The sequence below is a fragment of the Klebsiella sp. C360 genome (assembly GCF_048822415.1).
In the GTDB taxonomy this organism is placed as follows: Bacteria; Pseudomonadota; Gammaproteobacteria; order Enterobacterales; family Enterobacteriaceae; genus Klebsiella; species Klebsiella quasipneumoniae.
In genome coordinates this window covers 71,585-90,123 of record NZ_JBMEZZ010000006.1, presented here as the reverse complement: position 1 = coordinate 90,123, position 18,539 = coordinate 71,585, and the positions used below count along the sequence as shown (strand labels likewise).

Sequence of the window (18,539 nt, the reverse complement as noted above, 5' to 3'; positions counted from 1 at the left end):
AAATGGACGGCGCCATTTTTCTCCAGCAAGTGGTCAATGGAATGAGTCTTGGGGGCATGTACGCCCTGATTGCCATCGGTTATACGATGGTTTATGGCGTGCTAAGGCTGATCAACTTCGCCCATGCGGACGTGATGATGGTCGGCGCGTTTAGTACGCTGTTTTTATTTTCTTCGGTTGGGCTACCCTTCGGGGTAGCCGTTTTCCTGACTCTCGGGCTGTGCGGCCTGTTTGGCATGCTGATTGACCGGGTCGCCTATCGTCCGCTGCGCCAGGCCTCGAAAATCTCCATGCTGATCACCGCCATCGGCGTCAGCTTCTTCCTCGAAAACCTGTTTAACGTGCTGTTCGGCGGCAGCTCGCGCTTCTTCTCCGCCCCTGACTTTTTCAACCAGACCCGGGCCTTCGGCAGCGTCATCATTACCAACGTGGCGTGGATTGTGCCGCTGATCACCGTCCTGCTGCTGCTGGCGATCCTCTGGCTGCTGTACCGCACCCGCTATGGAATGGCGATCCGCGCGGTGGCCTTTGACGTCAACACCGTGCGTCTGATGGGCATTGACGCCAACCGGATCATCTCCCTGGTCTTCGCCCTCGGCAGCAGCCTCGCGGCGCTCGGCGGCGTGTTCTACTCCATCAGCTACCCGACGATCGATCCCCTGATGGGCGTGCTTATCGGCCTGAAGGCCTTCGCCGCCGCCGTGCTGGGCGGGATCGGCAGCGTCACCGGCGCGGTGCTGGGCGGCTTTATCCTCGGTTTTACCGAGGTAGTCGCGGTGGCGATCTTCCCCGAACTGGGCGGCTATAAAGACGCTTTCGCCTTCCTGTTCTTGATTCTGGTCCTCTTGTTCCGCCCGGTCGGCATTATGGGCGACGAACGTCTGGAAAGGAGCCGTTTCTGATGCTCAACGCGACGACCACCGCCGGGGCGCAGCTGCGCAACCTGGCCATTATTGTCATCTGTATCGCGCTGCTGGCCGGAATCAACGTGGTTTTCAATGACTACATTGTTCGCGTCATCAGCACCATTTTTATCTTTATGATCCTCGCGGTCAGCTACAACCTGATCAACGGCGTGACCGGCCAGCTGTCGCTGGAGCCGAACGGCTTCGTGGCGGTGGGCGCCTACGTCACCGCCCTGCTGATCCTCTCCAGCGACAGCAAGGTAGACATGTTTGAAATGGCCGCCCCCAGCCCGTGGATCCTCAGCCTGCACGCGGGCTTCCTCCCCGCCCTGCTGATAAGCGGCCTGTGCGCGGCGGCGCTGGCGGTGTGCCTCGCCGTGCCGGTCTTCCGGGTGCGCGGCGACTACCTGGCCATCGTCACCCTCGGCTTCGGGTTTATCATCAAGATCCTCGCCATTAACAACCCGCAAATCACCAACGGCGCCATCGGGCTGAACGATATTCCGCAGCAGCCGCATCTCCTGTTCTGGTGCGGCCTGTTCGCCCTGCTGGCTACCGGCATGATCCTCCAGCTGGTGTGGTCGAAGTATGGCCGGATGATGAAAGCCATTCGCGACGATGAAGATGCGGCGATCGCCATGGGGGTCAACACCTTCCGCATTAAAACCTGCGCCTTCGCCACCAGCGCCTTCTTCGAAGGGATCGGCGGCGGTCTGCTGGCTTCCCTGCTGACCACCATTTCCCCGGGGCTGTTCGACTTTATGCTCACCTTCCAGCTGCTGATTATTATCGTCCTCGGCGGGCTCGGCAGCACCACCGGCGCTCTGCTCGGCACCGTGCTGGTGGTCGGCAGCGGCGAGTGGCTGCGCTTTCTCGACCAGCCGCTGCAGTTCTTCGGTCACGATCTCGGCGCCTATCCGGGCCTGAGAATGGTGGTCTTCTCCCTGCTGCTGCTGATCATCATGCTTTTCGCCCGCGAAGGGCTGCTGGGGAAAAAAGAGATTTGGCAGATGGGAAGAAGGAACAGCAGCTATGGCGGAAAATAAAATCATCCTGCAGGTGCAGGACGTCACCATGCAGTTTGGCGGCCTGCGGGCCATCGACAACGTCAGCTTCCATGTTGATGAAGCGGAGATCTTTGGCCTTATCGGCCCGAACGGCGCGGGCAAAACCACCCTGTTTAACGTCATCACCGCCAACTATAAGCCCACCAGCGGCAGCGTCACCCTCGCGGGCGCCTCGCTGAAGGGGCTAAAGCCCAACCAGGTGGTCAACGCCGGGATCGCCCGCACCTTCCAGAATATCCGTCTGTTTAACTCGATGACGGTGCTGGAGAACGTAATGGTCGGGCTCGACCGGGCCAGCCGCTATTCGCTGCTGGAGGCGGCCCTGCACATTGGCCGCTACTTTCCGGCCGAGCGGGCGGCGAAGGCCAAAGCGATGGCCATTCTGGAAGACATCGGCATCGCCCACTTCGCCCATATGCAGGCCACGAACCTGAGCTATGGCAACCAGCGCAAAGTGGAGATCGCCCGCGCGCTGGCCACCTCGCCGAAGCTGCTGCTGCTCGATGAGCCGGCCGCCGGGATGAACCCAAAGGAGACCGAGGATCTGGCGGAGCTGATCTTCCGCATGCGCCATGACTATCAGCTCAGCGTCCTGTTAATCGAGCACGATATGCCCTTCGTCAACCGCCTGTGCGAACGAGTGATGGTTCTGGAGTATGGTAAGCCATTGTTCAGCGGCCTGATGGCCGAGGCGATCCAGCATCCGGACGTCATTTCCGCTTATCTGGGAGAAGCCAATTATGCTTAACGCCAGAGAACTGAAGGTCTTTTACGGCGTGATCCAGGGACTGAAAGGCGTCGATATCGATGTTTATGACCGGGAGATCGTCACCCTGATCGGCAGCAATGGCGCCGGTAAAACCTCTACCCTCAATGGGATCGTCAACCTGGTGCGCTCCAGCGGGCGCGTCAGCTTCCTCAACGACGATATCTCGCGCAGCCAGACCCACCAGATCGTACGTCGCGGGCTGGCGCTGGTGCCGGAGGGACGCCGGGTCTTTACCAACCTGACTATCGAAGAGAACCTGCGCATGGGCGCTTACAATAATCTCGCCGGCTACACCCGCCTGCGCGATCGTATGTACGCCCTCTTTCCACGGCTCAAGGAGCGGCGCCATCAGATGGCGGGCACCATGAGCGGCGGCGAGCAGCAGATGCTGGCCATCGCCCGGGCGCTGATGAGCGAGCCGGTGTTATTGATGCTGGATGAACCGAGCCTCGGGCTGGCGCCGAAAATTGTCGGCGAGCTGTTCGGCATCATTAAGCAACTGCGCGAAGAGAATATGACGGTGCTGCTGGTGGAGCAGAATGCGACGGCCGCGCTGGCGATCGCCGATCGGGCGTATGTCCTGGAGAATGGCCGGATCACCTTGTCAGGCGCGGCGCGGGAGATGCTGACTAACCCGGAAATTAAGCGGATGTATCTGGGGGGATAAGGGTGGTTAAAACTGCCTGGGCTGCGGCGGCGCCTCCTGCGATGCCGCAACCTCAGGCAGTCTCTTGCTACACAAAGCACACCTCGTTCCAGTAGGCTTCTCGCGTCCTGCGTCGCTCAGTATGTCTTATCATGACGGAACCACCGGGTTTCCACGTTGCCAATGTCCACGCCGTAGAGGCTGGCCACCGGCAGGATCGCCTCCATGACGCGTTGAGTATCTTGCTGTCCGGCTTCACCGTTGGACAAAAAAGCCAGCCAGCCCGTTAACCGTTGCCACAATGCCACTTTCGTTTTCTCCTCTGTCGGGAAGCGAATCGCCTGGGTCTATTTCAACCACAGTTGGCCGGGCGCGGGAAATATTAATTCCGAATTTGCAATCCTGGCTGGCGCATATTACGCCCGGTCCTGTCACCCTCACCCTCTCTCCGGAGGGAAAGAGGGCCGTTCGGCACTCGTGACTGCGCCGGTAAAACGCTACCAGCGCATAAAGAATACCCACAGGTTTGTTAAGTTCTTTTTCGTTATAGATAAGAATTTTTTCTTCTTTGCCGCCGACGGGGAATGTGTGGGAGCGTGATGTCCACAAAACAAAACAAAACAGGGATTCAGGGGAAAAAATATGCGCAACAAAACCACAAAAATCGCACTGGCGCTGGGTATGCTGCTGCTCGCCTCGCAGGCGCAGGCCGACCAGCTGGCTGACATCAAAGCCGCCGGCGTCGTGAAAGTCGCCACCTTTGACGCCAACCCGCCGTTCGGCTCCGTGGACGCCAAAACCCACCATATCGTCGGCTACGACGTCGACTTTGCCCAGGCGCTGGCGAAAGCGCTCGGCGTCAAACTCGAACTGGTGGCCACTAACCCGGCCAACCGTATTCCGCTGCTGCAGTCCGGCAAAGCCGACCTGATCGTCGCCGACATTACCATCACCCCGGAGCGGGCCCAGGTTATTGATTTCTCAACGCCGTATTTCGTCACCGGCCAGCAGTTCCTCGTGCCGGCCGGCTCTCCGGATAAGCTTGATGAGTACAGCAAAGCGCGCATCGGCGCGGTGAAAGGCACCACCGGCGAACAGGCGCTGCACCAGCGTTTCCCGCAGGCTCGCGTCCTCTCCTATGACGATATTCCGCTGGCCCTGACCGCCCTGCGCAACGGCAACGTCCAGGCCATCACCCAGGACAGCACCATCCTTGCCGGTCTGCTGGCGGAAGCGCCGGATAAAGCCAAGTTTAAAATTCTGCCCGACCTGCTCAGCAAAGAAGAGATTGGCGTGGGGGTGAAGAAAGGCGAACCGGCCCTGCTGAAGGCCGTCAACGATGAGCTGGTGAAGCTGGAGAAAACCGGCGAAGCCGCGAAAATTTACGATGTCTGGTTTGGCCCTGCCACTAAAACGCCGCAGCCGCGCGCCTTTACCATAGAAGCGAAATAATATGTTCTCGGGTTTATTCTCCCACTCCGCGGCCCCGGCCGCGGATTTTTCACGTCTGCAGCGCGCCAGCATTACCTTTCGTGAGGTGGCCAAGCGCTACGGCGATCATCAGGTGCTCAACGCCATCAACCTGCAGGTCGATCCCGGCGAAGTGGTGGCGATCCTCGGCCCTTCCGGATCGGGAAAATCGACGCTGATCCGCCTGATCAACCAGCTCGAATCCTTAAGCGGCGGCGAGATCCTGATCGACGGCAAACCCACCAGCCGGCTGAGCGGCAGCGCCTTGCGCCAGCTGCGCAGCCGCGTCGGCTTTGTCTTCCAGCAGTTCAACCTTTACGCCCACCTGACGGCGCAGGAGAACATCACGCTGGCGCTGGAGCGCGTCCACGGCTGGGGAAAAAGCGCGGCACAGGAGCGGGCGCTGGCGCTGCTGCGTCAGGTCGGGCTGGAGGAGAAAGCGCAGCAGATGCCGGCGCAGCTCTCCGGCGGCCAGCAGCAGCGGGTGGCGATCGCCCGCGCCCTGGCCTCCTCGCCGCAGATTATCCTGTTCGATGAGCCCACTTCGGCCCTCGACCCGGAGATGATCGGCGAAGTTTTGCAGGTGATGAAAAACCTCGCCCACAGCGGGATCACCATGCTGGTGGTGACCCACGAGATGCAGTTTGCCCGCGAAATTGCCGACCGGGTGGTGTTTATCGACGGCGGCGACATTCTCGAGGTCGCCCCGCCGGCTGAGTTTTTCGCCCATCCGCAGCATGCCCGCGCGCGGCGTTTTCTGCAGAAGGTGCTGGATCCGCTGCACCAGGAGAGCCTCGAGTGACGCCAATGCTTGACTGGCACGGCGTCCTGAGCGGACAGCCGTTGCAATGGATTATCTCTGGTTTTCTCACCACCGTCTGGGTCAGCGTCGCCGGGATCCTGCTCGCCACTGCGCTGGCGGTTCTGCTGCTGGCCCTGCGCCTCGGCGGCGGCCGCGCGGGGCGCGGGCTGGTGGCCGCGTGGGTCTCGCTGTTTCGCAATACCCCGCTGCTGGTCCAGCTGCTGTTCTGGTACTTTGCCGCCTGGAACCTGCTGCCGCTGGCGGTGAAGAACGTGGTGAACGACGAGCACGCCTGGTCCATTCTGCCGGGCAACGTCTGGTGGCTGACGCCGGAGTTCCTCTGCTCAATGTGGGGGCTGGGGGTCTTTACCTCCGCCTTTCTGGTGGAAGAGATCGCCTCCGGACTGCGCGCCGTCAGCCACGGGCAGCGGGAAGCCGCGCTGTCGCAGGGCTTTACGCCGTGGCAGGAGCTGCGCTTTATCCTTCTGCCGCAGGGGCTGGCCAACGCGTGGCAGCCGATTGTCGGCCAGTATCTCAACCTGATGAAACTCTCATCGCTGGCCAGCGGCATCGGCTTTGCGGAACTGACCTATCAGGTGCGGCAGATTGAGAGCTATAACGCGCACGCCCTGGAGGCTTTTGCCGTCGGCACCGCGCTGTACCTGGCGCTGGGGGTGGCGATGGGCGTGGCGCTAACGCGTCTCGGCCCGGGAAGAAAACTGCAACGGAGCGCCCAACATGAACGCTAATCTGGCGGTGATCGCCGATAACCTTGATTACCTGCTGTGGGGCCGGCTGGCGGAGGGCCAGCCCGGCGGCGTGGCCCTGACCCTGCTGATGGCTATCGGCGCCACGCTGCTGGCGCTGCCGGGAGGCATTGCGCTGGCGGGCCTGGCCTGGCGCTACGGCGGGCTGACGCGGCGTCTGCTGTTTCTGTGGGCGGAAATTATCCGCGGCATCCCGCTGATATTTGTCATCTTCTGGCTGTGGTATCTGCTGCCGATGCTGACCGGCGGCGATCTGCCCGGCGCGGTGACCGTGACCCTGGCGCTGGCGTGGTTTACCGCCGCCTCGGTGATGCACTCGGTGCTGGCCGGGCTGCAGTCGCTGCCGAAAGGTCAGTATGAGGCGGCGCTGACCCAGGGCTTCGCCCCCGGGCAAACGCTGCGCCTGGTGCTGCTCCCGCAGGCGCTGCGCAACGTTCAGCCGTCGCTGGTGGGGATCTTTATCGGCCTGCTGAAGGACACTTCGCTGGCGTTTATCGTCAACGTCCCGGAGCTGACCACCGTGGCCGGCCAGGTCAACAACCGGGTGCAGATCTATCCCCTGGCGATCTTCGTCTTCACCGGCGCGGTGTACTACCTGCTGTGCTGCGGTCTGAGCCTGCTGGCCAGCCGGCGCTTTACCCGCCGCGCGGCCGCCGGGTAAGGCTCACTCCGCGGGGCGGGGCTTCAGCGGGCAGGTATCGCTGATCTTAATAAATTTGTCGTTATAGACCAGATAGTGGTTCCCCGGCTGGCGCAGCGCCGGCTGGCGAACCACGTCACCGGGACGCAGATACCACGCGTCCCCCTCCTCTTCGGTCGAATCGCATCCTGGCTTAATCAGCAGCTTAAACCAGGTATTGCCGGTATTGCTCACCGTCCCGGCCACCTTATCGAAAGACCATTTAAACTGCACCTCGCGCGGGCGCACCACCAGAATGGTATCCATCACCACCACCGGCTCCATGCTGACCTCGCCGCCGGTCGGGCCGCGCCTCGTCAGGTTGCGGGTGGGGATTTCGCGAAACGAGACCCGATAATAGCGCTCGCGATTGTCCCGCGGGCCATGATAGTAAAATTTGAAGTATTCGCTCTCCCCGGCCTGCAGCGCCAGCTGACGGGGGGCGAACAGCAGCTCGCCATCCACCGGCCGGGAGCGCACTTCGCTGCCGCCCGGGCGATCGATGGCGCTGACGGCGATGCGGTATAGCCGCGCGCTTTTATTGTTGTTCACCACCCGTTTGCTGGCGAAATCCGCTTCAGCCGGCAGGGAAAAGGTCAGGTTGCCGACCGAGATAGCCTGCGCCAGCGGAGCCACCAGCAGGCAGCCCACCGTCAGCAGGGCCTTAGTTAATGTTGCGCCACGTCGCCTGGACATGAATCTCTCCTGAAGCGCTGACTTCGCCAAACCAGCCGTTATCGTCTACCGTCCGCAGCGAAATGGCGTTATCCATCGGAATCGAGAATTTCACCGTGGTCTTATCCATCTGCCCCACTTCGCCGGAGATATCGGTCCACGGCGTGGTCAGCCACAGCGCATCGGTCATATCCCGCCAGCTGTCATCGCACCCGGCGTCGTAGGTCTGCGTCGCGCCGCTGCGGGTGATAAAAGAGAGCGTCGCCGGGAACGGCACTTTCGCCGTACCGTCATCGGAGCTAAAGAGACAGTAGGAGCGCCCGCCAATCACCTGCGCCGGTCCGGTCACTTTGATCAGCACTTCGTCGGCGGCCGTTTTACCGCTGGTGGTGACGATGTAGCCGAAATCGAGCGCCGGTTCGCCGCTGCCGACATACCCCTCCCGCGACGGCGCCGAGGTATATTCGTCGGAGATAATGCTGATGCTGAAATCACGAGGCTTGATAATCAGCGTATTGGAGGTGGAAAACTCATACCAGCCTGACTCCGGCGAGGTGGTGTTCTGGAAGCGAAAGTTGAACAGATCCTTGGTATTGATATCGCTGATCCCGAGATTCACCATCTGCTTAAAGAAGTTGCTGGAGAAGAACACATAGATCGCGTCTGAGCTCTTCATCTCGTTGAAGGTGTAGTAATAGGCGGTATTGCTCACCGGCTTCCATGAGCTGCCGTTGAGGCTGAACTGCATATCGTACGCCCCGACGGCCGAGGCCAGCGACGAGTTGGCGATCGCCGGGAAAATATGGATCGAGGTGTTGCTTAACCCATTGGTCTGCAAGGTATAGTTGACCATCTTACAGCTTAATCCTGAGCGGCTGCCGATGGTCTGCGTCCGGCAGTCGGCGTTCCCTTCCCCGAGCGTCGGCACGCCATCGCTGTTGATAAACACCTCCGCCAGCGAGTGGGTGTTTATCAACCACAGGCTCGCGGCTTTGGTGTGGGTGACATTGCGCACATACCAGTTGCCGGAGGCCTGATCCTTACAGCGCGCGCCGCTGCTGGCGTCGTAGTTCACCGAGGTCTGGCAGGCATTGATGGTCATCGTGAAGCTGCCGCCGACCGGCATCTGTTGCAGATACTGATAGAAGGCGTCCGACATCATACCGTGCATCCACTTCGCGCCGCCGCTGGTCACCGTCGCGCCATAGAACCCGCTGGCGTCGGTGGTTTGCGGCAGGATCAGACTGGTGGCCATATCGCACCCGGCGTACCAGTTGATGCAGCGCAGGCCGGTTAAGGGGTGCGAAACCGGCGAGTTTTCCAGCCACATATCAAACTTCCAGTTGGCATTGAGCCCGGTGTTGTAGCCGTTATCGATATAGCCGAGACTCTGCTGATAGATGGTCCCGGAGCCGGTGTATTTTAAGCCGGTCCAGCGGTTGGCGCCGGTCATGCGCGGATCCAGCGCCCCGCCGGGGGTGACGAAAAAGTTGTCGTCGGAGTTGTTTTCCACAAACACAAACTCGCGCGCCGGCGCATCCGACCAGGTGGTCTTCGACACCGCCGCCCTGAGCGCGGCCGCCGGCCAGAGCAGCGCGAGGATCGCCAGGGCGATTAAGGGGTTAACTTTCATTCTCTTCTCCTGTCTGCTGCGCCGCCGCCCACGACGAGAGGCCGCTGCAAACCACATCCCCCACCCAGACGGCGCCGCGCGCCTGGCTGAGCTCCAGCGCCACTTCGCAGGTTTTATTGCCGCCGTAGCTGAAATCGATCGTGGGGTATTTCTTATCCACATCCATGACAAACTCGCCGTTTTCATCGGTGCGGGTACGGCCGATATGGTTGTTAATCCGCGCATTCGCCAGCAGCGTGCCGTCTTCCGCCCGAATACGACCGGAGACGGTGACCATCTGCTTCACCTCAGGCTCAATCACCGCCACGTTGCCGGGATAGAGGGTCAGATGACTCTTGCGCCCGCTGACGATGTCGTAACTGTCGAGCGAGTTTTTGCTGTTTTGCAGCTCCACCTCATAGCGTCCATAGGGTGAGAGCGGCAGATAGTTACGCTTGCCGCTGAGCGGGAAGATCCGCCCGTTGACCCTGGCGCTGATCTGACCGTCATCCTCCAGCCCGGTGTTGAAGATCACCCCGGCGTTGCCGTCGGTTCGTCCGCTGGCGGCGATGTTTTTGCCCTGCCAGCCGACGCTGCCGCTGGCGGTGAGGTTGGTGTTGACGTAGCCGTCCGCCGCGCTGTTAACGTTCAGCGTGCCGCTGGCGTAGCGGGCGTCGAACTGGGCATACGCCCCGCCGCTGAGGGTTTTGTCATCCCCGGTATCGCCGGAGATGGCCCGCGACAGATTGGCGCCGATGGTGCGAATGGTGCCTTCATCAAACTGCTTGCGCGCTGAGAGGTTAGCCATGGTGTAGCCGTTCTGATGGGTCATCCCGGCGCTGAACCAGTTGCCCAGCGGCAGCGACAGATCGAGGGCGATATATTTCCCGGTGTTGGCGCTGCTGTCGCCATTGTTATAGCGCTGGATCCCCGCCCGCAGGCCGAGCGAGCCAAAGGCGCCGCTGTAGACCGTCTGATAGTAATCCGCGGTGTAGTAATGACTGTTGTAGCGACGGTCATCGTTGTAGCTGACGCTGAACGTCCCCAGCTTCGACCACAGCGCGTTGAGGTTGAGGGTGCCGCCGATCGCCCGGTTGTCAGCATCGCTGCGCCGCAACTGATCGCCAATGCGGGTTCTCTCCTGGTTGACCCACACTGAACTAAAGCCCCCCGGCAGCGTGGCGCTGATGCTGCCGACGCTGCTCCACGAGCTGTCGCTGGCCAGCATATTTTGCAGGTTAACGTTGATCGACTCGCCCAGCGGCAGCGTCAGGCGGGTTTCTCCCACCGCCTGGTTGTCGTAGCCATAGCCCGTTGCCGCCCAGCTCAGGGTGCTGAGCGACCCGGAGGCCGAGAGGCCCGCCAGCCAGCTCTCTTTCGCCGGCCGGGTCTTTTTCCCGCTCTCCGACCAGCGATCCATATGAAAACTGCCGCCCCACACCTGCCACGCCAGCGGCGCGCCGGCGCCGCGTCCCCGGCTGAACAGCTTATTGACCCGCTGGGTGCGTTTGCTGACCACCCGCCCGTTGACGATCACCTCGACCTCCACGTCGTAAATACCGTACGGCAGGCCGCGGGTATCCACTTCATGATTCCCCATGGCGAAGTTCTGGACGCTCAGCAACCGGCCGTCACGAGTGAGATGCACCTCGCCCGCCGCCGGCAGAAAGGCGATCACCGGCGTGGCGGACTGGCTGTTGTCGAAGACGGTGGAGCTGGCCTGGTTCCCCCAGGAAAGGCCGTAAATCTTGCCCGCCGAAATAGCGGTCATCGGCCCCAGGGACTGCAGGTTCCAGGTGTCAAGCATCCCGCCGGCAAAGCGGTGGCCGGCGAAATCGCGTTCATACATGGCCTTATATAATTCACTGTCCTGCTGACCGCTGCCGATCCCGTACAGCGAGCCGTCGAGCACCACATGATGCTCACGCAGCGCCGTGACGTTGTTCAGCGACAGATAGCTGGAGGTGTTGCTCCCGCCGTTGCGCATCTGGTTGTTATAGACGCCGAGGTTATAGCTCAGGTTGCTGCTGAGGGCGTTGACGCTCGACTGGCCGATGTCTTCGCTGCGCGAGCGCAGCACGGTGCCCAGCGCCTCGCGCTTGACCACCAGCTGCAGCAGCAGCTGGCGCAGGCTGAGATCCAGCTGCGCGCTGTCGGTCAGCGTGATGGTGAGCGCCTCGCTGAACGGGGCGTTGGCGAGGCCAGTCAGCTGCTGGCGGGTCTGTTCGCTGACGCTGGCGTTACCCTCATTGTCCTCCAGCCGGATCTGCCGAACGCGCAGCTGGCCGCCGTCCAGCCAGATAAAGGCGCTGCCGATCCGCTGATCGTCCCGGGTGTCCTGGCTGCCGGCAAGATGAATATAGAGAGGAACGCTCATGCCGTCCTGCAGCGCCTGGCTGAAGGCCTGCGGAATAATCACCCCGCCAATCTGCTGCGCCCCTGGGGCAGCCGCGCTGGCGTCGGGCTGAACGAACAAAAAAAACATGCCGAAGGCAAGCCGTGTTTTCAGTCCTGGGGAAATCCGTTGTAGAGGCATCGTCGTTATCCATCTGCACAGCTGTCTATTTCACGGGAACAAACTGCTCACCCTGCCAAAGCGCAACCCGTCCTTTTTTATCCGCCGTGTCCACGCGCGTAAAACGGCGTGATTTACCCGGCATCAGGTAGTAGTTCTCTTTACACTCCTTACCTTCGGCGGTCTTCAGGCAAGGGCCGTAGGCGAGGATCCGCAGCGTCGCGTTCCCGGTGTTGGTCAGGGAGCCGTTGGCGTACTGAAAGAGGTAGTTCACCTGCCGGGGCGCCACCACCAGGATGGTGCCGATGCGGGCGGAAGCGGTGGCCACCGCGCTGCGGGTGGCGTTATCGCGCTGGGCATCGCTGAGCGCCTGGTCGAACCAGACAATGCGGTAGTAGCGCTCTTTGTCATCCGCCGGGCCTTTGTAGAAGAAGCGGATCACATCGCTGGCCTGGGCGGGTAACAGCAGGCTGGCGGGAGTGAGCAGCACCTCATCCGGTTTATCCATCGGGATAACTTGTCCGTTATCCAGCGGGGAAGAGAGCCGTTCGAGATGGATATTGATCAGCCGGCCGCTGTCGGTGCTGTTCTTGATCGTTTTGCTCAGCGTGCTGCTGCCGCTGTTCATAAAAGATGAGATATCGCCGACATCCAGCGCCTGCGCCGGCGATACTCCGGCAAGCAGCAGCCCGAGGGCCAGAAGGTGCTTTTTCATAACAATTCCGTCCGTGAAAAAAGCAGGGGGAGCCCCCCCTGCTGGTGCATCAGAAGGATCAGCTGGTCCAGGTGGCGTCGAACTGGACGCTAACGTCGCCGCTCCAGATCCCTTCCGGCAGGGTGCTGTAATCGGTCACGGCGGTGGTGCCGTCAGTGGTGCCGCTGATGATAGAGAAGGTGAAACCATCCTGCGCGGTGGTGCGGCCGCTGGCGTTGTAGCCATTAGCCAGCGCGCTGAGGTTGCCGCCCAGAATGTTGTTGGCGGTATCGATCATCACGGTATCACCGGTTTTTTCCACCGCTGCGCCGTTATAATCCACGCCCACGCTCAGCGTGGAGCCGGAGGTATCCAGCTGGGTTAAGGTGTTGGTGATAAGACGCGAGGTCAGCTTAAAGGCGGTCGCCGTTGCGTCACCCTCAATTGCCACGTCAAACAGACCTTTCTGTGAGTTAAAACCTTTCACGCCTTCGGCATACTGGAACGCCAGGCTGCCGAGCGGGGTGACGACCAGTTTGCTGGTGGTGTCTTTTTTGGCGGTCGCAGACCAGGTCGCTACAGCCTGAGCCGTTACGTCAGCAGCCTGCGCCACACCCATACCGGTAAACGCCGTTACCAGAGCTATTGCCAGAACCTTTTTTTTCATCGCTTTTTCTTCCTGAGTTGAATTAAGGACATGATGTCCCGGTGAACCATTCAAAAATTAACTTGCCTGGGTGTTACTGAACTAATTTGTATATTTTGGAATACAGCTTGGCCTCGGCATTGCGCCGATGGGTATATACTGTCTTCACGCTACAATTTTCAATTCTGGCGATCGATTTCGGCTGCATGCCTTGGGCGGTCATGCGGATAATTTTCATTTCCCGGTCGGTAATTTTATCTTTCTTAATATCTTTACGGAGAAACCTGCCATTAATCACATAGGCCAGCTCTTTTCGAATATCGCGACTCAGGCCAACATATACCACGCCGCGAATATCGCTATTGTAATACCAGTAATTCGCTAAGGCCTCTGACTTTCTGGCCGCAATTAATACGACCTGTTTCCCCTTTACCGCGGATAACCATTCGCTGTCGCGCCTGATAAACTCGTTTAACGAAGCCGTATTGAGATTGATAAACACGAAATCTCTTCTGATTTTCTCTAGCGACAGATAAATTAATTCGTCGATATCTACAATCAGTTCGGATAATCCTTTATAGAAGTAGGAGTCATGGGCAGACCAAATATACTTATCGGAACAGCTTTTATATTCCATATAGTTTTTAACCTCATAGTCCTTGAAGTAATCATTTTTACAACTTCACTGCTTGCCAGGCCTATAAAGTTAACTGGCGTATTCCATTCCTTTAATAAATCGCCATTAAATAAGACACGCATCACCTATCAATATTGGATAAGCGGGGTTAAACTATAATTATTTTCTGCTTGGCGTTGAATTTAAGTTTTTTCCTATAGAGTGTCAACATGCGGAAAGGCAATGAATTTCGCGCCCAGGTCAATATTTACAAAAACTGAAAATATCGTTTTTTTGAGGAAAGAAAAAAGACATTTATTTTCATGAGGTTATTGACAATATTACCGTCGATTCTTATCTGAATTTTATATTACCCAGGATCTTCACCCTATTATGTTAGGAATATTCTTAATGGAGGATAGAATGAAGTTGTCGAATAAACCAAATTTATTAAAAAATAAAGAATATAAATCCAAAAACAAGCAACAACCAGGATGATTCACCAACACATAAGACTCATGAATAGATTAACCTGCCGCACAAAATAGTTATGTATATGTTAATGCCTGCGGAATGTTGAATGCTAAACAAAGGCAGACGCATTATCTATTCGATATAACAGTTCTCATCAGCAAGATTAAGCGAAGATTGACGAGGGTTCCTGCCGTCAAGGGGCGCCTGCCTCCGCGCCCCCGAAAGCATAGCCGCTTTTCGGCGCTTCGCCAGCGTGCCGCGCGCGCGGGTGGACCGGGGGCCGAGGGTGCCGTGATCGGCAACGTTGCCAGCGTGCCGCGCGCGGGTGGATGGACCGCTCACCGCCGCCCTTTCCCGCCTGTTCACGGTTTGTTCGCAATACCGTCATCGAAATTTCACATAAAGACCTATTAATAGTGGCCAGTTAATGACGAACCTGGACACTCTTATGAACAGCTCTCTTGCCGCGGTGGCCGAAACTGATTTCCAGCCGTTCACCGATCTCAATGCCGGCCGGCAGCGGAAGGTCTTAAGCGTGCGTAACCTGAGTAAAGCCTACGAGGCTCAGCACAAGGTGCTGGACGGCATCAGCTTTGATCTGCACGCCGGTGAAATGGTCGGGGTTATTGGCCGCTCCGGCGCCGGTAAATCGACGCTCCTGCATGTTCTCAATGGCACCCACAGCGCCAGCGGCGGCGAAATTCTTAGCTACCCGGAAGTCGGTACCCCGCACGATGTCTCCCGGCTGAAAGGCCGCGCGCTCAACGCCTGGCGCAGCCACTGCGGGATGATCTTTCAGGACTTCTGCCTGGTGCCGCGCCTCGACGTGCTCACCAACGTTCTGCTGGGCCGCCTCAGCCAGACTTCAACCCTGAAATCGCTGTTTAAAATCTTTCCCGCAGCCGACCGGGCGCGCGCCATTGCGCTGCTTGAATGGATGAACATGCTGCCGCACGCGCTGCAGCGGGCGGAGAACCTCTCCGGCGGGCAGATGCAGCGGGTGGCGATCTGCCGGGCGCTGATGCAAAACCCCGGGATCTTGCTCGCCGACGAGCCTGTCGCCTCGCTGGATCCGAAAAACACTCAGCGCATCATGGATGTGCTGCGCGAGATTAGCGAGCAGGGCATCAGCGTGATGGTCAACCTGCATTCGGTGGAGCTGGTCAGGACCTACTGCACCCGGGTTATCGGCGTCGCCAGCGGACAGCTTATTTTTGACGATCACCCCTCCCGGCTGACGCAGGATGTGCTGCAGCAGCTGTACGGCGATGACGTTAGCCAATTGCATTAATTTCACTCACACGGGCAACATAATGAAAAAATATATGACTGGCGCAGTTCGTTTATCCGCAATGGTCGCGGGCATGATGATGGCATGGCAGGCGGCGGCAGCGCAGCCGAAAGAGCTGAATCTGGGCATTCTCGGCGGCCAGAACGCCACCCAGCAAATCGGTGATAACCAGTGCGTGAAGACCTTCCTCGATAAAGAGCTGAACGTGGATACCAAACTGCGTAACTCTTCCGACTATTCCGGGGTGATTCAGGGTCTGCTGGGGGGTAAAGTCGACGTGGTGCTGAGCATGTCCCCCTCCTCTTACGCCTCGGTTTATCTCAATAACCCGAAAGCGGTGGATATCGTCGGCATCGCCGTGGACGACAAAGATCAGTCTCGCGGCTATCACTCGGTGGTGATTGTCAAAGCCGACTCCCCATATAAAACGCTGGACGATTTAAAAGGCAAAGCCTTTGGCTTCGCCGACCCGGATTCCACTTCCGGGTATCTGATCCCTAACCATGCGTTTAAAGAAAAATTTGGCGGCAACGCCGACAACAAATACAACAACACCTTCTCCAGCGTCACCTTCTCCGGTGGCCACGAGCAGGACATCCTCGGCGTGCTGAATGGCCAGTTCGCGGGGGCGGTGACCTGGGCCTCGATGGTTGGCGATTACAACACCGGCTACACCACCGGCGCATTCAACCGCCTGATTCGCATGGATCATCCGGATCTGATGAAGCAGATCCGCATTATCTGGCAATCGCCGCTGATCCCGAACGGCCCGATCCTGGTGAGCAATGCGCTGCCGGCGGACTTTAAGGCGAAGGTCGTGGCGGCGGTGAAAAAACTGGATACTGAGGATCACGCCTGCTTTATCAAAGCGATGGGCGGTACGCAGCACATCGGCCCGGGCAGCGTGGCTGATTTCCAGCAGATTATCGATATGAAACGCGAGCTGGTGAGCGCGCGTTAATCCTGCCTCAACGCCGCCGGCTTGCCCCGAGGTGAGCGGCGGCGCTACGTTGAAGATCCCCGACGCATGAAGACGACCCACATCGAATTTGAACGCTATTACCAGCAGGTACGCTCGCGGCAAAAGCGCGATGCCGTCTGCTGGTCGCTGCTGTTGCTGGCGCTCTATTTTGCCGCCGGCAGCGCCGCGGAATTTAATCTGCTGACTATCTGGCACTCGCTGCCCCACTTCCTGGACTATATGGCAGAGACCATTCCGCCCCTGAGCGCCGGCAACCTGTTCGCCGACGTGCAGACCAAAGGGTCGCTGGCCTGGTGGGGCTATCGCCTGCCGATCCAGCTGCCGCTGATCTGGGAAACCCTGCAGCTGGCGCTGGCCTCAACCCTGGTGGCGGTCGCCATTGCCACGGTTTTCGCGTTTCTCGCCGCCAATAACGCCTGGTCCCCGGCGCCGGTGCGCTTTGCCATTCGCGTGCTGGTGGCGTTTTTGCGCACCATGCCCGAGCTGGCGTGGGCGGTGATCTTTGTGATGGCGTTCGGCATCGGCGCGATCCCGGGCTTTCTGGCGCTCATGCTGCATACCGTCGGCAGTCTGACCAAACTGTTCTACGAGGCGGTGGAAAGCGCGCAAAACAAACCGGTACGCGGCCTGGCGGCCTGCGGCGCATCGCCGCTGCAGAAAATTCGCTTCGCCCTGTGGCCGCAGGTGAAACCGCTGTTTCTCTCCTACGGCTTTATGCGGCTTGAAATCAACTTCCGCTCGTCGACCATTCTCGGGCTGGTGGGCGCGGGCGGCATCGGCCAGGAGCTGATGACCAACATCAAGCTCGACCGCTACGATCAGGTGAGCATCACCCTGCTGCTGATCATTCTGGTGGTGTCGGCGCTGGACATGCTGTCCGGTCGTCTGCGCCTGTGGGTACTGGAGGGTAAGAAATGAGCGTCTGGCACATGCAACCGGATATCGCCGCCAGCCGTCGGCAGCATAAACAGCTCTATCAGGTCCAGGGGCGCTACCTGCGCTACGTCGGGCTGGTGGCGCTGTCCTGCGTGCTCTATTACGTCTGGTTTTTTCTGCAGTTCGGCATCAGCGGCGAACAGCTGACCACCGGCCTGCAGCAGATTGGCCGCTATCTGGCGCGGATGTTCGTCTGGCACGACTTCTGGAACTGGCCGTTCGGCTATTACTTCACGCAAATCGGCATTACCCTGGCTATCGTCTTCGCCGGGACGCTCACCGCCACGGTGCTGGCGCTGCTGCTCTCCTTCTTCGCCGCCCGCAACATCATGCGCGGCATGGTGCTGGGGACCCTCGCCCTGCTGATGCGCCGCCTGTTTGATGTGCTGCGCGGGATCGACATGGCTATCTGGGGGCTGATTTTCGTGCGCGCGGTAGGCCTCGGGCCGCTGGCCGGGGTGCTGGCGATCATCATGCAGGACACCGGTCTGCTGGGACGGCTGTACGCGGAAGGACACGAAGCCGTGGACCGCTCCCCCGGGCGCGGGCTGACCGCCGTGGGCGCGAACGGCCTGCAAAAGCATCGTTTTGGTATTTTTACCCAGTCGTTCCCGACCTTCCTCGCGCTGAGCCTGTACCAGATTGAATCCAACACCCGCTCCGCGGCGGTGCTGGGCTTCGTCGGCGCCGGCGGTATCGGGCTTATCTATGCCGAGAATATGCGCCTGTGGAACTGGGATGTGGTGATGTTTATCACGCTGCTGCTGGTGGCCGTGGTGATGATCATGGACACCCTCTCCGCCTGGCTGCGCCGTCGCTATATCGGCGGCGCCGTAGTGCCGCTGTATCAGGAGGAACGCTAGCGCGCCTTTGTGCCGGGTGGCGGCTGCGCCTTGCCCGGCCTGGAGGATCCTCTCACAGGTTCACACCCCGTAGGCCCGCGCAAGCGCAGCGCCGCCGGGAATAATCAGGCACGGTACCCGTGGTGTTGCC

General features: G+C 59.6%; 19 protein-coding genes. 12 read left to right on the top strand and 7 right to left on the bottom strand.

Annotation, left to right across the window (positions count from 1 at the left end):
- Positions 1–2 precede the first annotated feature (2 nt).
- The 4 genes from ACOI7D_RS17125 to ACOI7D_RS17110 are packed head-to-tail and all read left to right on the top strand — an operon-like array spanning position 3 to position 3,408.
- Complete coding sequence (locus tag ACOI7D_RS17125; protein WP_002890128.1) at positions 3–902, top strand: branched-chain amino acid ABC transporter permease; 900 nt, start codon at positions 3–5, stop codon at positions 900–902.
- On the top strand, positions 902–1,951 hold the full coding sequence (locus ACOI7D_RS17120; RefSeq protein ID WP_008805324.1) for a branched-chain amino acid ABC transporter permease: 1,050 nt from the start codon (positions 902–904) through the stop codon (positions 1,949–1,951). The genes ACOI7D_RS17125 and ACOI7D_RS17120 overlap by 1 nt, the downstream gene beginning before the upstream one ends.
- Positions 1,938–2,720 (top strand): ABC transporter ATP-binding protein, encoded by a 783-nt coding sequence (locus ACOI7D_RS17115; RefSeq protein ID WP_023288553.1) that lies wholly within the window; start codon positions 1,938–1,940, stop codon positions 2,718–2,720. Before ACOI7D_RS17120 ends, ACOI7D_RS17115 begins: the two co-directional genes overlap by 14 nt.
- Positions 2,713–3,408 carry an ABC transporter ATP-binding protein gene (locus tag ACOI7D_RS17110; RefSeq protein ID WP_004204908.1) on the top strand — a complete coding sequence of 232 codons (696 nt, stop codon included), beginning with the start codon at positions 2,713–2,715 and terminating at the stop codon, positions 3,406–3,408. Before ACOI7D_RS17115 ends, ACOI7D_RS17110 begins: the two co-directional genes overlap by 8 nt.
- A 116-nt stretch (positions 3,409–3,524) precedes the next feature.
- Here ACOI7D_RS17110 and ACOI7D_RS17105 read toward each other — a convergent pair whose 3' ends face one another.
- A complete protein-coding gene (locus ACOI7D_RS17105; protein ID WP_002890108.1) occupies positions 3,525–3,695 on the bottom strand; it encodes a hypothetical protein in 171 nt (56 codons plus the stop codon).
- A 334-nt stretch (positions 3,696–4,029) separates the two neighbouring features.
- Here ACOI7D_RS17105 and ACOI7D_RS17100 point away from each other — a divergent pair, with 334 nt between their 5' ends.
- Genes ACOI7D_RS17100 through ACOI7D_RS17085 form a run of 4 tightly spaced genes read left to right on the top strand, consistent with a single transcriptional unit; the run spans position 4,030 to position 7,087 of the window.
- Positions 4,030–4,839 carry an ABC transporter substrate-binding protein gene (locus ACOI7D_RS17100; protein ID WP_002890106.1) on the top strand — a complete coding sequence of 270 codons (810 nt, stop codon included), beginning with the start codon at positions 4,030–4,032 and terminating at the stop codon, positions 4,837–4,839.
- A gap of 1 nt (position 4,840) precedes the next feature.
- Positions 4,841–5,659, top strand: coding sequence for an amino acid ABC transporter ATP-binding protein (locus ACOI7D_RS17095; protein WP_023288551.1), 819 nt, complete (start codon positions 4,841–4,843; stop codon positions 5,657–5,659).
- The gene (locus ACOI7D_RS17090) at positions 5,656–6,408 is read left to right on the top strand and encodes an amino acid ABC transporter permease (protein ID WP_044521207.1); all 753 of its coding nucleotides are present in this window, start codon (positions 5,656–5,658) and stop codon (positions 6,406–6,408) included. Before ACOI7D_RS17095 ends, ACOI7D_RS17090 begins: the two co-directional genes overlap by 4 nt.
- Complete coding sequence (locus ACOI7D_RS17085; protein WP_044521205.1) at positions 6,398–7,087, top strand: amino acid ABC transporter permease; 690 nt, start codon at positions 6,398–6,400, stop codon at positions 7,085–7,087. Before ACOI7D_RS17090 ends, ACOI7D_RS17085 begins: the two co-directional genes overlap by 11 nt.
- A gap of 3 nt (positions 7,088–7,090) precedes the next feature.
- Here ACOI7D_RS17085 and ACOI7D_RS17080 read toward each other — a convergent pair whose 3' ends face one another.
- From ACOI7D_RS17080 to ecpR, 6 genes are all read right to left on the bottom strand, one after another.
- Entirely contained in the window at positions 7,091–7,801 is a 711-nt protein-coding gene (locus ACOI7D_RS17080; protein WP_044521203.1) for a fimbria/pilus periplasmic chaperone, read from the bottom strand.
- Entirely contained in the window at positions 7,770–9,413 is a 1,644-nt protein-coding gene (gene ecpD, locus ACOI7D_RS17075) for a fimbrial adhesin EcpD (protein WP_109546619.1), read from the bottom strand. The genes ACOI7D_RS17080 and ecpD overlap by 32 nt, the downstream gene beginning before the upstream one ends.
- Positions 9,403–11,928, bottom strand: coding sequence for a fimbrial biogenesis outer membrane usher protein (locus ACOI7D_RS17070; RefSeq protein ID WP_023288547.1), 2,526 nt, complete (start codon positions 11,926–11,928; stop codon positions 9,403–9,405). The genes ecpD and ACOI7D_RS17070 overlap by 11 nt, the downstream gene beginning before the upstream one ends.
- A 25-nt stretch (positions 11,929–11,953) precedes the next feature.
- Complete coding sequence (locus ACOI7D_RS17065; protein ID WP_109546620.1) at positions 11,954–12,622, bottom strand: hypothetical protein; 669 nt, start codon at positions 12,620–12,622, stop codon at positions 11,954–11,956.
- Positions 12,623–12,680: 58 nt separating this feature from the next.
- Positions 12,681–13,268, bottom strand: coding sequence for a common pilus major fimbrillin subunit EcpA (gene ecpA / locus ACOI7D_RS17060; protein ID WP_023288545.1), 588 nt, complete (start codon positions 13,266–13,268; stop codon positions 12,681–12,683).
- Positions 13,269–13,341: 73 nt separating this feature from the next.
- On the bottom strand, positions 13,342–13,884 hold the full coding sequence (ecpR, locus tag ACOI7D_RS17055; RefSeq protein ID WP_023288544.1) for an ECP biosynthesis operon DNA-binding transcriptional regulator EcpR: 543 nt from the start codon (positions 13,882–13,884) through the stop codon (positions 13,342–13,344).
- Between the two features lie 901 nt (positions 13,885–14,785).
- Between ecpR and phnC the strand changes: the two genes are divergently transcribed.
- The 4 genes from phnC to phnE (ACOI7D_RS17035) all read left to right on the top strand — a co-directional run bounded on the left by phnC (position 14,786) and on the right by phnE (ACOI7D_RS17035) (position 18,409).
- Complete coding sequence (gene phnC, locus ACOI7D_RS17050) at positions 14,786–15,628, top strand: phosphonate ABC transporter ATP-binding protein (protein WP_023288543.1); 843 nt, start codon at positions 14,786–14,788, stop codon at positions 15,626–15,628.
- Between the two features lie 22 nt (positions 15,629–15,650).
- Complete coding sequence (gene phnD / locus ACOI7D_RS17045; RefSeq protein ID WP_032428601.1) at positions 15,651–16,589, top strand: phosphonate ABC transporter substrate-binding protein; 939 nt, start codon at positions 15,651–15,653, stop codon at positions 16,587–16,589.
- 66 nt (positions 16,590–16,655) lie between these two features.
- Positions 16,656–17,528, top strand: coding sequence for a phosphonate ABC transporter, permease protein PhnE (gene phnE, locus ACOI7D_RS17040; RefSeq protein WP_023288541.1), 873 nt, complete (start codon positions 16,656–16,658; stop codon positions 17,526–17,528).
- Positions 17,525–18,409: a phosphonate ABC transporter, permease protein PhnE gene (phnE, locus tag ACOI7D_RS17035; RefSeq protein ID WP_109546621.1), complete on the top strand. Its 885-nt coding sequence runs from the start codon at positions 17,525–17,527 to the stop codon at positions 18,407–18,409. The genes phnE (ACOI7D_RS17040) and phnE (ACOI7D_RS17035) overlap by 4 nt, the downstream gene beginning before the upstream one ends.
- Positions 18,410–18,539: the final 130 nt, after the last annotated feature.

Bases quoted from the DNA above. Each gene is read 5' to 3' on its own strand.
- ACOI7D_RS17125 (WP_002890128.1), top strand. From the start codon at position 3: ATGGACGGCGCCATTTTTCTCCAGCAAGTGGTCAATGGAATGAGTCTT.
- ACOI7D_RS17120 (WP_008805324.1), top strand. From the start codon at position 902: ATGCTCAACGCGACGACCACCGCCGGGGCGCAGCTGCGCAACCTGGCC.
- ACOI7D_RS17115 (WP_023288553.1), top strand. From the start codon at position 1,938: ATGGCGGAAAATAAAATCATCCTGCAGGTGCAGGACGTCACCATGCAG.
- ACOI7D_RS17110 (WP_004204908.1), top strand. From the start codon at position 2,713: ATGCTTAACGCCAGAGAACTGAAGGTCTTTTACGGCGTGATCCAGGGA.
- ACOI7D_RS17100 (WP_002890106.1), top strand. From the start codon at position 4,030: ATGCGCAACAAAACCACAAAAATCGCACTGGCGCTGGGTATGCTGCTG.
- ACOI7D_RS17095 (WP_023288551.1), top strand. From the start codon at position 4,841: ATGTTCTCGGGTTTATTCTCCCACTCCGCGGCCCCGGCCGCGGATTTT.
- ACOI7D_RS17085 (WP_044521205.1), top strand. From the start codon at position 6,398: ATGAACGCTAATCTGGCGGTGATCGCCGATAACCTTGATTACCTGCTG.
- ACOI7D_RS17080 (WP_044521203.1), bottom strand. From the start codon at position 7,801: ATGTCCAGGCGACGTGGCGCAACATTAACTAAGGCCCTGCTGACGGTG.
- ecpD (WP_109546619.1), bottom strand. From the start codon at position 9,413: ATGAAAGTTAACCCCTTAATCGCCCTGGCGATCCTCGCGCTGCTCTGG.
- ACOI7D_RS17070 (WP_023288547.1), bottom strand. From the start codon at position 11,928: ATGCCTCTACAACGGATTTCCCCAGGACTGAAAACACGGCTTGCCTTC.
- ACOI7D_RS17065 (WP_109546620.1), bottom strand. From the start codon at position 12,622: ATGAAAAAGCACCTTCTGGCCCTCGGGCTGCTGCTTGCCGGAGTATCG.
- ecpA (WP_023288545.1), bottom strand. From the start codon at position 13,268: ATGAAAAAAAAGGTTCTGGCAATAGCTCTGGTAACGGCGTTTACCGGT.
- ecpR (WP_023288544.1), bottom strand. From the start codon at position 13,884: ATGGAATATAAAAGCTGTTCCGATAAGTATATTTGGTCTGCCCATGAC.
- phnC (WP_023288543.1), top strand. From the start codon at position 14,786: ATGAACAGCTCTCTTGCCGCGGTGGCCGAAACTGATTTCCAGCCGTTC.
- phnD (WP_032428601.1), top strand. From the start codon at position 15,651: ATGAAAAAATATATGACTGGCGCAGTTCGTTTATCCGCAATGGTCGCG.
- phnE (WP_023288541.1), top strand. From the start codon at position 16,656: ATGAAGACGACCCACATCGAATTTGAACGCTATTACCAGCAGGTACGC.
- phnE (WP_109546621.1), top strand. From the start codon at position 17,525: ATGAGCGTCTGGCACATGCAACCGGATATCGCCGCCAGCCGTCGGCAG.